At 58.0% G+C, this 14120-nt stretch carries 10 protein-coding genes and 1 pseudogene; 10 read left to right on the top strand and 1 reads right to left on the bottom strand.

What is annotated here, in order from left to right:
- Positions 1-70 precede the first annotated feature (70 nt).
- From rpsL to gmk, 10 genes and pseudogenes are all read left to right on the top strand, one after another.
- Positions 71-442, top strand: a complete 372-nt coding sequence (gene rpsL, locus AH68_RS03010; protein WP_003808601.1) for a 30S ribosomal protein S12 — start codon at positions 71-73, stop codon at positions 440-442.
- 5 nt (positions 443-447) lie between these two features.
- Entirely contained in the window at positions 448-918 is a 471-nt protein-coding gene (gene rpsG / locus AH68_RS03015) for a 30S ribosomal protein S7 (protein ID WP_003836460.1), read from the top strand.
- 30 nt (positions 919-948) lie between these two features.
- Positions 949-3078, top strand: a complete 2130-nt coding sequence (fusA, locus tag AH68_RS03020; protein WP_004219516.1) for an elongation factor G — start codon at positions 949-951, stop codon at positions 3076-3078.
- 169 nt (positions 3079-3247) lie between these two features.
- A complete protein-coding gene (gene tuf, locus AH68_RS03025; RefSeq protein ID WP_003836467.1) occupies positions 3248-4447 on the top strand; it encodes an elongation factor Tu in 1200 nt (399 codons plus the stop codon).
- A gap of 182 nt (positions 4448-4629) precedes the next feature.
- A complete protein-coding gene (efp, locus tag AH68_RS03030; protein WP_003836469.1) occupies positions 4630-5193 on the top strand; it encodes an elongation factor P in 564 nt (187 codons plus the stop codon).
- A gap of 22 nt (positions 5194-5215) precedes the next feature.
- A pseudogene (gene nusB, locus AH68_RS03035) lies at positions 5216-5656 on the top strand (transcription antitermination factor NusB); the annotation flags it as partial.
- A 117-nt stretch (positions 5657-5773) separates the two neighbouring features.
- Positions 5774-6964 (top strand): glutamine-hydrolyzing carbamoyl-phosphate synthase small subunit, encoded by a 1191-nt coding sequence (carA, locus tag AH68_RS03040; protein WP_039199724.1) that lies wholly within the window; start codon positions 5774-5776, stop codon positions 6962-6964.
- Positions 6957-10337: a carbamoyl-phosphate synthase large subunit gene (carB, locus tag AH68_RS03045; protein WP_039197540.1), complete on the top strand. Its 3381-nt coding sequence runs from the start codon at positions 6957-6959 to the stop codon at positions 10335-10337. Before carA ends, carB begins: the two co-directional genes overlap by 8 nt.
- On the top strand, positions 10337-11281 hold the full coding sequence (pyrF, locus tag AH68_RS03050) for an orotidine-5'-phosphate decarboxylase (protein ID WP_039197542.1): 945 nt from the start codon (positions 10337-10339) through the stop codon (positions 11279-11281). Before carB ends, pyrF begins: the two co-directional genes overlap by 1 nt.
- Before the next feature lie 74 nt (positions 11282-11355).
- On the top strand, positions 11356-11943 hold the full coding sequence (gmk, locus tag AH68_RS03055; protein WP_039197543.1) for a guanylate kinase: 588 nt from the start codon (positions 11356-11358) through the stop codon (positions 11941-11943).
- 132 nt (positions 11944-12075) lie between these two features.
- Here the strand turns inward: gmk and ilvD are convergent, their stop codons facing one another.
- Positions 12076-13935: a dihydroxy-acid dehydratase gene (gene ilvD, locus AH68_RS03060; protein WP_039197545.1), complete on the bottom strand. Its 1860-nt coding sequence runs from the start codon at positions 13933-13935 to the stop codon at positions 12076-12078.
- Positions 13936-14120: the final 185 nt, after the last annotated feature.

Here is a 14120-nt window from a genome sequence, read left to right on the forward strand (position 1 = left end):
TGCGTGGAGTGTGGGTGCAGTGCGGCGGTCACACAAAAGCAAGAGAAACCACTGAATCGGAGAATTCAAGTTGCCTACTATTGAACAGCTCGTCCGTAAGGGACGTCAGGCAAAGCCGAAGAAGTCCAAGACTTTGGCACTGAAGGGAAGCCCGCTGCGCCGCGGCGTGTGCACCCGTGTTTACACCACCACCCCGAAGAAGCCGAACTCGGCACTGCGTAAGGTCGCTCGTGTGCGCCTGAGCTCCGGTGTGGAAGTCACCGCTTACATCCCGGGCGAAGGCCACAACCTGCAGGAGCACTCCATTGTGCTCGTGCGCGGCGGCCGTGTCAAGGATCTGCCGGGTGTTCGTTACCACATCGTTCGTGGCGCCCTCGATACCCAGGGTGTGAAGGATCGCAAGCAGGGTCGTTCCCTGTACGGAGCAAAGAAGGCGAAGTAAGAGATATGTCACGTAAAGGACCTTCCAAGAAGCATCAGCTGCTGCCGGATCCGATTTACGGTTCCACTGTTGTGGCACAGCTCATCAACAAGATTCTGCTCGACGGTAAGAAGTCGATCGCCGAAGACATCGTCTACTCCGCTCTCGATATGGTCAAGGAAAAGACCGATCAGGAACCGGTGGCAGTGCTTAAGCGCGCTCTCGACAACATCCGTCCGTCCCTCGAGGTTCGCTCCCGCCGCGTCGGTGGCGCTACCTACCAGGTTCCGGTCGAAGTGAAGCCGGCTCGTGCGAACACCCTGTCCCTGCGCTGGCTGACCGACTTCTCCCGCGCCCGTCGTGAGAAGACCATGGCTGAGCGTCTGGCCAACGAAATCCTCGATGCCTCCAATGGCCTTGGTGCTTCTGTCAAGCGTCGCGAGGATACTCATAAGATGGCAGAGGCCAACAAGGCCTTCGCTCATTACCGCTGGTAATTAGTCGAGAACGAGAGTTAAGGAACACTCATGGCACTAGACGTGCTCAATGATCTCAACCAGATCCGTAACATCGGCATCATGGCTCACATCGATGCCGGTAAGACCACTACCACCGAACGTATCCTGTACTACACCGGCAAGAACTACAAGATCGGCGAGACCCATGACGGCGCCTCGACGATGGACTTCATGGCTCAGGAGCAGGAACGCGGCATCACCATCCAGTCCGCTGCAACCACCTGCTTCTGGAACCGTCAGACCCATGACGAGAAGCAGAAGTTCCAGATCAACATCATCGATACCCCGGGCCACGTGGACTTCACGGCCGAGGTGGAGCGCTCCCTGCGCGTGCTCGATGGTGCCGTTGCCGTGTTCGACGGCAAGGAAGGTGTGGAGCCGCAGTCCGAGACCGTGTGGCGTCAGGCTGACAAGTACGGCGTTCCGCGTATCTGCTTCATCAACAAGATGGATAAGCTCGGCGCTGACTTCTACTACTCCGTCGACACCATCAAAACCAAGCTGGGCGCGACCCCGCTTGTCGTGCAGCTGCCGATCGGCGCTGAGAACGACTTCGCTGGCGTTGTCGATCTGATTCGTATGAAGGCTTACGTCTGGAACGACGTTTCCGGCGACATGGGCGCTCACTACGACACTACCGACATCCCGGCCGACTTGCAGGACAAGGCCGAGCAGTATCGTGCAGAGCTGCTCGACCAGGTCGCAGAGTCCGACGAAGAGCTGCTTGAGAAGTATCTCGAGTCCGGCGAACTGACTGAGGACGAGATCCGTAGCGGCATCCGTAAGCTCACCATTAACCGTGAAGCCTACCCGGTGCTCTGCGGCTCCGCCTTCAAGGACAAGGGTGTTCAGCCGATGCTGGACGCCGTCGTCGACTACCTGCCGAGCCCGGAGGACGTTCCGTCCATCGTCGGTTTCGATCCTAAGGACGAATCCATCGAGATCGATCGCAAGCCGACCACCGATGATCCGTTCTCTGCCCTGGTCTTCAAGATCTCTACTCACCCGTTCTACGGCAAGCTCGTGTTCGTGCGCGTCTACTCCGGCGCCGTCACCCCGGGCGACACCGTGCTTGACTCCACCAAGGGCAAGAAGGAACGCGTCGGCAAGATCTTCCAGATGCACGCCGACAAGGAGAACCCGGTCGATGCCGCCGAAGCCGGCAACATCTACACCTTCGTGGGCCTGAAGAACATCACCACCGGTGACACCCTGTGCGACGAAAAGGCGCCTATCTCCCTCGAATCCATGACCTTCCCGGATCCGGTGATCGAGGTGGCCGTGGAGCCGAAGACCAAGGCCGATCAGGAGAAGATGAGCATCGCTCTGGCGAAGCTGTCCGACGAAGATCCGACCTTCCAGGTGAAGACCGACGAAGAGTCCGGCCAGACCCTGATCTCCGGCATGGGCGAGCTGCAGCTCGACATCATCGTCGACCGTATGCGTCGTGAATTCAAGGTGGAGTGCAACGTGGGTAACCCGCAGGTTGCATACCGTGAGACGATCCGCAAGGCCGTCATGAACCAGGAATACACGCACAAGAAGCAGACCGGTGGTTCCGGCCAGTTCGCAAAGGTCTTGATGAACTTCGAGCCGCTCAACACCGAAGAGGGCGAGACCTACGAGTTCGTCAACGAGGTCACCGGCGGCCACATCACCAAGGAATTCATTCCTTCCATCGATGCTGGTGTGCAGGAAGCCATGGAATCCGGCGTGCTCGCCGGCTTCCCGGTGGTTGGCGTCAAGGCTACCGTCACCGACGGCCAGGTCCACGACGTCGATTCCTCCGAAATGGCCTTCAAGATCGCAGGTTCCATGTGCTTCAAGGAAGCTGCTCCGAAGGCCAAGCCGGTCATCCTCGAGCCGATCATGGCCGTGGAAGTGCGTACTCCGGAAGAGTACATGGGCGACGTGATGGGCGATATCAACGCCCGTCGTGGTTCCATCCAGTCCATGACCGACTCCACCGGTGTCAAGGTCATCGACGCCAAGGTTCCGCTGTCCGAAATGTTCGGCTACATCGGCGACCTTCGCTCCAAGACCCAGGGCCGCGCAATGTTCACCATGCAGATGGACTCCTACGCTGAGGTTCCGAAGAACGTCTCCGAGGAGATCATCAAGGCCCAGCGCGGCGAGTGACACGCGCTGCCGCTTAAGTGGAAACTGTCTCCAGTCAGCGCTAGTATTCTGTAGCGCTGACTGGGTTCGGGCTCCAAAGTGGCACAAACCCGTCAAACCCAGTAAAATGTAGCAAGTGCCTTGAAGTGAGTTCAAGGCTTACTACGAGACGTCCAGGAGGACAAAACACATGGCAAAGGAAAAGTACGAGCGTACTAAGCCGCACGTTAACATCGGTACCATCGGCCACGTCGATCACGGTAAGACTACCCTGACCGCAGCCATCTCCAAGGTCCTGCACGAAGAGTACCCGGACATCAACCCGGCTTACGACTTCAACCAGATCGACGCCGCTCCGGAAGAGCAGCAGCGTGGTATCACCATCAACATTGCCCACATCGAGTACCAGACCGCTGAGCGTCACTACGCTCACGTCGACTGCCCGGGCCACGCCGACTTCGTGAAGAACATGATCACCGGCGCTGCCCAGATGGATGGCGCTATCCTCGTTGTGGCCGCCACCGACGGCCCGATGGCTCAGACCCGCGAGCACGTGCTGCTCGCTCGTCAGGTGGGCGTGCCGCGTATCCTCGTCGCTCTGAACAAGTGCGATATGGTCGACGACGAAGAGCTCATCGAGCTCGTTGAGGAAGAGGTCCGTGACCTCCTCGACGAAAACGGCTTCGATCGCGATTGCCCGGTCATCCACACCTCCGCTTACGGCGCGCTGCACGACGACGCTCCGGATCACGAGAAGTGGGTTGAGTCCGTCAAGGAACTCATGAAGGCTGTCGACGAGTACATCCCGACCCCGACTCACGATCTGGACAAGCCGTTCCTGATGCCGATCGAAGATGTGTTCACCATCTCCGGCCGTGGCACCGTGGTTACCGGCCGTGTCGAGCGTGGTAAGCTCCCGGTCAACTCCAACGTCGAGATCGTTGGTATCCGTCCGACCCAGACCACCACCGTCACCTCCATCGAGACCTTCCACAAGCAGATGGACGAGTGCGAGGCTGGTGACAACACCGGTCTGCTGCTCCGCGGCATCAACCGTGACCAGGTCGAGCGTGGCCAGGTTCTGGCTGCTCCGGGCTCCGTGACTCCGCACACCAAGTTCGAGGGCGAAGTCTACGTGCTGACCAAGGACGAAGGCGGCCGTCACTCGCCGTTCTTCTCCAACTACCGTCCGCAGTTCTACTTCCGTACCACCGACGTCACCGGCGTTATCACCCTGCCGGAAGGCGTTGAGATGGTGCAGCCGGGCGATCACGCTACCTTCGGCGTTGAGCTGATCCAGCCGATCGCTATGGAAGAGGGCCTGACCTTCGCAGTGCGCGAAGGCGGCCACACCGTCGGCTCGGGCCGTGTCACCAAGATCATCGAGTAGTTTCTGCTTGATATCAAGGCACGCTTGAACTAGCGTTTTTTAGGAAAACCTCCCGAGGCATGTTCGCCGAGGGAGGTTTTCCTATATATGGAAGGCTTACCGACAAAGTATGCACACCGTGGCATAATGAGCAAGGCTCTTTTTAAGCTTTCCCTGTTAGACGAAGAAATAGGTGAGTTAATTTGGCACAGACTACCAATGACATCAAGAACGGTTCCGTCCTGAACCTCGATGGCCAGCTGTGGGCCGTCATCAAGTTCCAGCACGTCAAGCCGGGCAAGGGCCCTGCTTTCGTGCGCACCACCATCAAGAACGTCCTCTCGGGCAAGATCGTCGACAAGACCTTCAATGCCGGCATGAAGATGGAATTCGAAACCGTCGACAACCGCAACCTCCAGTACTCCTACGAGGACGGCGACAACTTCGTGTTCATGGATATGACCACCTACGATCAGATCTACATTCCGAAGACTCTCGTCGGCGATCAGGCCAAGTTCCTGCTGGAAGGAACCGACTGCGTCGTGTCCTTCCACGACGGCACCCCGCTGTCCGTCGAACTGCCGGCTTCCGTGATCCTGACCGTTACCCATACCGAACCGGGTCTGCAGGGCAACCGTTCCAACGCCGGTACCAAGCCGGCCACCGTTGAAACTGGTGCCGAGATTCAGGTTCCGCTGTTCATCGGCGAAGGCGAGAAGGTCAAGGTGAACACCACCGACGGCTCCTACCTCGGCCGCGAGAACTGAGAGTAAGGACGAAAGAAGTTTCATGGCACGTTCCACCGCTCGTAAGAGGGCTCTGAATACGTTGTATGAAGCGGATGAGAAGGGACAGGACATCCTGTCCCTTCTTGCTGAGCGCATTGAGCAGCCCGGCGCCCAGACTCCGCTGCCTGAATACGCCATCGAAATCGTTCGTGGCGTTGCGGAACATATCGCAGCCATCGATTCCACGCTTGACGAGCATTCCACCGGTTGGAAGGTCAAGCGTATGGGCGTTGTCGATCGCAATATTCTGCGTATCGCGGCGTGGGAGATCATGTTCAATGATGATGTTCCGAATATGGTGGCCATCGACGAGGCGCTTGGCCTTGCCAAGACGTTGTGTGATGACGAATCACCGGCATTCATCCACGGTCTGCTCAGCGCTGTCAGCGCTGATGCGGATGCCGTTCAAGTGGATGAGCAACCGACCGAACCTTCAGCTGAATAAAGCTGAAAGTTAAGCGATTCGGCCGGGTCGCGAGTCCTAACCGGCCGCTATCCTTGGTACGAATACCTTGACTATAAGGGGGTTTTGGTGAACCAGTATGATTCCGAAGCCGTGATGTTTGACCCTCAAGATGCCGTTCTCGTTCTCGAAGACGGACAGGTGTATGTGGGTGAGCCTTACGGCGCGATCGGCACGACCAGCGGGGAGATCGTTTTCGCGACCGGCATGACCGGTTATCAGGAGACGCTTACGGACCCCAGCTACGATCGTCAGATCGTGGTACAGACGTTCCCTCATATTGGGAACACGGGAATCAATGGGGAGGATCCGGAATCCACGCGAATCTGGGTTGCCGGCTATGTCGTGCGCGATCCCAGCCCGAACGTGAGTAATTGGCGTGCCAACGGCAGCCTTGATGATGATCTGGAAGCCAACAAGATTGTTGGCATCAGCCGTATCGACACCCGCAAGCTGGTGCGTCACCTGCGTTCCGCCGGTGTGATGCGTGCTGCGATTTTCTCCGGTGACGCCCTGCTTGACGACAATGGCAAGCTGCGTACCATCGAATCCATGCTCGACGAGGTCAAATCCACTCCGCAGATGAAGGGGATGAGCCTCTACGACGAGGTCAGCACCAAGGAAGCCTACACCATCGAACCGTGTGGTGAATTCGCGGGCAAGGAACCGCTGTTCACCATCGCCGCGGTCGATCTTGGCATCAAGGCCATGACTCCGCATCGTATGGCTGAACGCGGTTGCCGTGTGCATGTGGTGCCTTCCAGCATCACGTTCGACGAGCTTGAAGCTCTCCATCCTGATGGTGTTTTCTTCTCCAATGGTCCGGGAGATCCGGAACAGGCCGCCCCTGAAGTGAACTTGCTTCGTCAGGTGCTTGATGCAGGTTATCCGTTCTTCGGCATCTGCTTCGGCAACCAGCTGCTCGGACGTGCGCTTGGCTTCGGTACGTACAAGCTGAAGTTCGGCCACCGTGGCATCAACCAGCCGGTCAAAGACATGACCACCGGCAAAATCGAAATCACCGCGCACAACCACGGTTTCGCCGTCGACGCGCCGATCGGCGAAACCGTTGACGCACCGTTCGAAAACGGCAAGTACGGCAAGGTGTTCGTCAGCCACATCGATCTGAACGACAATGTGGTTGAAGGCCTGCAGTGCGTCGATATTCCGGCATTCTCCGTGCAGTACCATCCGGAGGCCGCAGCCGGCCCGCACGATGCCGCATACCTGTTCGATCGTTTCGTGGATCTCATGCGTTCCGCCAAGGAGGGAACCCACAATGCCTAAGCGCACAGACATCAAGTCCGTGATGGTCATCGGCTCCGGTCCGATTGTGATCGGCCAGGCCGCAGAATTCGATTACTCGGGCACCCAGGCCTGCCGCGTGCTTCGCGAGGAAGGCATTCGAGTCATTCTCGTCAACTCCAACCCGGCCACCATCATGACCGATCCGGAAATGGCGGATGCCACCTATATCGAGCCGATCTCTACGCCGATCCTCGAGCAGATCATCGCCAAGGAACGTCCTGACGCCCTGCTGCCGACCCTAGGTGGTCAGACCGCACTGAACGCAGCCATGGCACTGGGCGAGGCCGGCGTGCTCAAGAAGTACAACGTCGAGCTGATTGGCGCTTCCCTTGAAGCCATCGACCGTGGTGAGGATCGTGAACTCTTCAAGAAGGTCGTTGAGGAGGCTGGCGCCGAATCCGCACGTTCTGATATTGCCCATTCCCTCGAAGAGGTCGATAAGATCGCTGAGAAGTTCGGCTATCCGCTGGTTGTGCGACCGAGCTTCACCATGGGTGGTCTTGGTTCCGGCATCGCGCACGACGAAGAGGAACTGCACCGCATCGCAGGCGCAGGCATCCATTATTCCCCGACCGACGAGGTGCTGATCGAAGAAGGCATCGAAGGCTGGAAGGAATATGAACTCGAGCTGATGCGCGACAGGAAAGACAACGTCGTGGTCGTCTGCCCGATTGAGAACGTGGATCCTGTCGGTGTGCACACCGGCGATTCCATTACCGTGGCGCCTGTGTTCACTCTGACCGATCGCGAGTATCAGAAGCTTCGTGATATCGGCATCGCCATCATTCGTGGCGTGGGCGTCGATACTGGCGGCTGCAACATCCAGTTCGCCATCAACCCGAACACTGGACGCATCATCGTCATCGAAATGAACCCGCGTGTGTCCCGTTCCTCCGCTCTGGCGTCCAAGGCAACCGGCTTCCCGATCGCGAAGATCGCCACCAAGCTGGCTCTTGGCTACACGCTCGATGAAATCCAGAACGATATCACGCAGTCCACTCCGGCCAGCTTCGAGCCGACCATCGACTACGTGGTCACCAAGGTTCCGCGTTTCGCCTTCGAAAAGTTCCCGGGTGCCGATCCGACGCTGACCACCTCCATGAAGTCCGTGGGCGAGGCCATGGCTCTGGCAGGCAACTTCCAGGAATCCCTCGGCAAGGCCATGCGCTCCATCGACAAGCGCCACATGGGCTTCAGTTGGGATGGCGACAAACCTTCCGCACAGGAAGTCAATGAGCTGCTGGACGCCATCAAGGTGCCGACCGAGCATCGCTATCTGCAGATTCAGCGCGCCCTGTGGGGAGGCGCCACCGAACAGCAGATCTTCGATGCCACCAAGATCGACCCATGGTTCATTCGCCAGTTCGAACTCATCAATGAGACAGCTCTTGAAATCAAGGGAGCGGAGAAGCTTAGCCGCAAGCTGTTGAAGAAGGCGAAGCTGGCTGGTCTTTCCGATCTGCAGATCGCCCACCTGCGTCGCTTGGGAGACGAAGGCGAAAACACGATCCGCGAGCTTCGTTGGTCGTATGATCTTCGCCCGGTCTTCAAGACGGTCGATACTTGCGCTGCCGAGTTCGACGCGGTGACTCCGTACTACTACTCCTGCTATGCGGACGAAAGCGAACTGCGCCCGCGTGAGCGCGAAGCCGTGATTATTCTCGGCTCCGGTCCGAATCGTATCGGTCAGGGCATCGAGTTCGACTATACCTGCGTGCATGCCGTGCAGGAACTGGGCAAGGACTATGACACCATCATGGTCAACTGCAACCCGGAAACTGTGTCAACCGATTACGACATGTCCGATCGCCTGTACTTCGAACCGCTCACCTTCGAAGACGTGCTCGAAATCTACGAGGCCGAAAAGAAGATGGGCCCTGTCAAGGGCGTTATCGTTCAGCTTGGTGGCCAGACCCCGTTGTCTCTGGCAGCTCGCCTGAAGGCTGCTGGCGTGCCGATTCTCGGCACCACGCCTGAATCCATCGATCTGGCTGAAAACCGTGAGCTCTTCGGCGAAGTGCTGAAGAAGGCCGAGATGAACGCGCCTCGCTACGGTACCGCTCTGAGCCTTGATGAAGCCCGTGAAGCGGCACACAACATCGGTTACCCAGTGCTGGTGCGCCCGAGCTACGTGCTTGGTGGTCGTGGCATGGAAATCGTGTACGACGATGCCCAGTTACGCAAGTACGTGGATCGCGCATTGAAGGAAGCCCAGGCCGATACCGTGGTTTCTGGCCGTCTGCCTTCTCCGCTGCTGATTGACAAGTTCCTGCAGGACGCCGTGGAAATCGACGTTGATGCCCTGTTCGACGGCGAGGAGCTGTATATCGGCGGCATTATGGAGCATGTTGAGGAAGCCGGTGTGCACTCCGGCGACGCCGCATGCACCTTGCCTCCGAGCACCCTTTCCGATGATCAGATTCGTCGCCTGCGCGAGGGCACCTATGCCATCGCCAAGGGCTGTGGCGTGCAAGGCCTGATCAACGTGCAGTACGCTTTCATGGCCAACACGCTGTACGTCATCGAGGCGAATCCGCGTGCCTCCCGTACCGTACCGTTCGCTTCCAAGGCGACCGGCGTGGCACTGGCCAAGGCAGCGGCCCGCATCATGGCTGGCGAAACCATTCAGCAGCAGCGTGACAACGACTTGCTGTTGCCTCACGGCGATGGCGGTGATATTCGCCGCGGTCAGCAGGTTGCCGTTAAGGAATCCGTGCTTCCGTTCAAGCGTTTCCGCACGCCGCTCGGCAAGACCGTCGACGTGTTGCTTGGGCCGGAGATGCGTTCCACCGGCGAGGTCATGGGCTTTGACCGTGACTTCCCGCATGCGTTCGCCAAGAGCCAGCTGGCCGCTTATGACGGTGGCTTGCCGACAAGCGGCAACGTGTTCATTTCCGTGAACGACACCGACAAGCGTCAGCTGCCGTTGTTCGCCGCACGCTTGGTGGAGCTTGGCTTCAACATTTGGGCCACCGAGGGTACCGCATCCGTGTTGCGTCGCTATGGCATCGACTCCAAGATCGTTGATAAGATCAGCGTTCGTATGGATTCCGATCCGGATGATCCAATCACCACCTACCATGCGGAAGGCAGCGTCGGCAAGAATGTCGTACAGTTGATCGAAGAAGGTGCCATCGATCTGATTCTCAACACGCCGAACTCCCGTGGCTCCCGTTCCGACGGCTATGCCATCCGTTCGGCGGCCATTGCTGCGGATCTGCCTCAGTTCACCACCATGACGGAATTCTCCGCCGTGTTGATGGCCATCGAGGCTGTGCGCAATAATGATTATCAGATCATGAGCATTCAGGATCATTCCCAGCAGCTGTTCGAGTTGGAAAGCCGTGAGTAATGGTAAGTAGCCTCAGTAGTGAAGAGATGAGTGCCCAGCGTTCGGATTTCGGTCTGCGTCTGAGCAATTCCATGGCCAAATATGGTCCGCTGTGTGTGGGCATCGACCCGCATCGGCAACTCCTTACCGACTGGGGCTACAATGTGGACGCCTTAGGCGCGGAACTGTACTCCATGCGCATGTTGCAGGCAGCCAATGGGAGAGCGGCGGCCGTCAAATTCCAGTTCTCCATGTTCGAGCGTTACGGTTCGAAAGGCATCGTGGCGCTCGAACGGGTACTGTATGCGGCCCGTCAGATGGGAATCATCACCATTGTCGACTGCCTGCACGGCGGTCTGCCGACTACAGTGTCCGCATTCGCCGACGCCTATTTCAAGCCGGGATCTCCTCTGCTGGCTGATGCCATCACCTTGTTGCCGTACTACGGCGCACGTTCTTTGGGTGGCGTGATCAACGACGCGCTCAACAACGGTCGAGGCGTGTTCATCGCATCGTTGACTTCGAATCAAGAGGGTGCCAGCCTGCAGACGGCCATTCGTCAGGCGGGCGAATACAAGGGCAGAACCGTGGCCTACGGCATCGCCAGCACAGCGCAGAAATTCAACAAGGGCAATGACGGTATGGGTTCCGTAGGCTTGATCATCGGTGCCACCATCGGTCAGTGGATCAATGATTCCGGTGTCGATCCAGCCAAGTTCACTGGTCCTATTCTGTCTCCGGGCTACGGATGGCAGGGTGCTGAAACCCGCGACCTCAAGACGGTATTCAAAGGCACCAAGGGCAATGTGCTTGTCACTGTATCTCGTTTTATCGCCGCACACGGCCCGGATATTGCCGCTCTGAGCGCGGCCACGGAATCCGTGGCGCTCGATATTCGTCAGGCGCTTATTGAAGCGCAGAACGAAATCGATGATGAGGTTTTGGACGACGACGAAGAGGAGTAATCGCGCGTTCTCAAATCCGGTGCTGAGATTCCATATTCCATGTTCTGCTGATTGTTATGAAAAATGAGGATGTAATGACTGACTCTCGTCATGGACGTTTGATTGTGCTTTGTGGTCCCGCCGGTGTTGGCAAGGGCACCGTTTTGGGACGCGTGCGTGAGCAGCATCCGCAGATTTGGCTGTCGGTATCCGCAACGACCCGTAAACCACGTCCAGGCGAAGTGGATGGCGTCAATTATTTCTTCATGACCGAACAGGAGTTTCTCGCCAAAGAAGATGCCGGTGAGTTTTTGGAAACCGCTGACGTCTTCGGTCTTGCCCACTACGGCACGCCCGTGAAACCAGTCGTGGAACATCTAGAACAGAATATTCCCGTCATTCTAGAAATCGACATCCAAGGTGCCCGTAGCGTCAAGCAGCGCGCGGGGGAGCTGGGTCTTGATGTGGTGACCGTGTTCATTGCGCCGCCGTCATTCGAGGAATTGGAGCGTCGTCTTGTCGGGCGTGGTACCGAAACCCCGGAACAGCAGGCGAAACGTTTGGAAACCGCGAAAATCGAGCTTGCCGCTGAACCTGAATTCGACAAAGTCATCGTCAATAATGTTGTCGATGATGCTGCAAATGAACTGTGGAATCTTATTGCAGCGGAATTCAATCTGTAATCATAATAAGTAAAGACTGCAACATGCGTTCGAATATATCGGGCGCATGTTTTTTTTTTAAAAAAAAATGAGGATTGCGCAGTAAGTAAACTACGCAATCCTCATTATGTATTATTTGAGATTCGTTGAAACTCAGGCGAGACCGGAAAGCTTGTTGATCAGCTCCGGATCGCGCGTGGCACCCTTATCTGCGGAACGGGCGAAGGCCGCGTAGGCCTTCAGCGCCTGGGAGACCTTGCGGTCGCGGTGCGCCACATAGCCGTCGCCGGCTTCGAGTTCGGTGCGGCGCTGGGCCAGCTCTTCGTCGGAAAGCTCGACGTTCACCGTACGGTTCGGGATATCAATGTTAATGATGTCGCCGTTCTTGATCAAGGCGATCGGGCCCTTGTTCGCCGCCTCGGGAGCGATATGGCCGATGGCCAGACCGGAGGAGCCGCCGGAGTAGCGGCCGTCGGTCAGCATGGCGACCTGCTTGCCGATACCCTTGCCCTTGACGAACGACGTTGGGTACAGCATTTCCTGCATGCCAGGGCCGCCCTTCGGGCCCTCGTAACGGATAACCAGCGCCATACCGGGCTTCAGGGTGTCGTTGAGGATGACCTCGATGGCCTGTTCCTGGGATTCGACGACCAGTGCCGGTCCACGGAAGGTCCAAATCTCCTTCGGCACACCGGCGGTCTTCACCACGCAGCCGTCAGGGGCGAGGTTACCGCGCAGCACGGCCAGACCGCCTTCGGTGACGGCTGGATGGTCGATGTCGTGGATTGCGCCGTTCACACGGTCGCGGTCGAGGGAATCGAACAGAGTGGTGTGCGTCCACGGATCAGGAGATACGATGTGGCCCGGAGCGGCCAGATACATCTGCTTGGCCTGCTCGGTGCAGGTATCACGCATGATGTCCCAGTCGTTGAGCTTGTCCTCAAGCGTCTTGTAATCGATGGAATGCACGTCGCGGTGCAGCTTGCCGGCACGGTCGAGTTCGCCGAGGATGCCGGTGATGCCACCTGCGCGATGCACGTCGGAGATCTCCCATTCGCCGGACGGCGAAGCCTTGCAGATGCAGGGCACGGTGTGGGAGATGCGCTCGATGTCGTCAAGCGTGAAGTCCACGTCGGCGGACTGCGCCATGGCGAGGATGTGTAGCACTGTGTTGGTGGAGCCGCCCATGGCCACATCCATGGTCATGGCGTTCTCGAACGCTTCCTTGGTGGCGATGGAACGCGGGAGCACGCTCTCGTCATCGTCGTCGTAATACTGCTTGGCGATTTTGACGATCTGCTCGGCGGCGCGCTTGAACAAATCCTTGCGGTAGGAGTGCGAAGCCAGAATGGTGCCATTGCCTGGCAGGGCCAGGCCGATGGCCTCGGTCAAGCAGTTCATCGAATTCGCGGTGAACATGCCGGCGCAGGAACCACAGGTCGGGCAGACGGTCTTCTCATAGGCGAGCAGATCCTCTTCGTTCAGATTGTCGTCGGCGGAGGCATACATCACGTCGATCAGATCGGTGTTCTTCTTCACGGTTCCGTCGGGAAGCACCGTGGTGCCGGCCTCCATCGGACCGCCGGACACGAATACGGTCGGGATGTTCAGACGCAGAGCGGCCATCAGCATGCCCGGCACGACCTTGTCGCAGTTCGGGATGCAGATCAGGGCGTCGGCACAGTGCGCGTTCACCTGATATTCCACAGTGTCGGCGATGATGTCACGGCTCGGCAGGGAGTACAGCATGCCGGTGTGTCCCATGGCGATGCCGTCGTCAACGGCCATCGTGTTGAACTCACGCGGGATGCCGCCGGCCTCCTTGATGGCCTCGGAGATCAGTCGACCAACCTTGTTCAGGTGCACGTGGCCGGGCAGGAACTCATCGAAGGAATTGGCAATGGCGATAATCGGTTTGCCGAAATCCTTACCGTCCACGCCAGCGGCACGGTAGAGGGCGCGTGCGCCCGCGAATACTCGTCCATTCATCAGTTTTGCAGATCGCATTTCCATGTTCTCTATTGTGGTGGTTAAGCGGGACACGGTTTTGTCAAGAGTCACTATGTGGAATTCCCAGAAGCGTTACATTCGCGAGCATTGCCGAAGATGCTTGCGCTTGCCGAAAACATGAGAGAAAGGGCTTGAATCAGGTCCAGTGGCGGCCCTATACTTAAGACTTTGGAAAAGAAGCTTTTGGC

Origin of the sequence: Bifidobacterium catenulatum PV20-2, from assembly GCF_000800455.1 — a bacterium.
In the GTDB taxonomy this organism is placed as follows: domain Bacteria; phylum Actinomycetota; class Actinomycetes; order Actinomycetales; family Bifidobacteriaceae; genus Bifidobacterium; species Bifidobacterium kashiwanohense_A.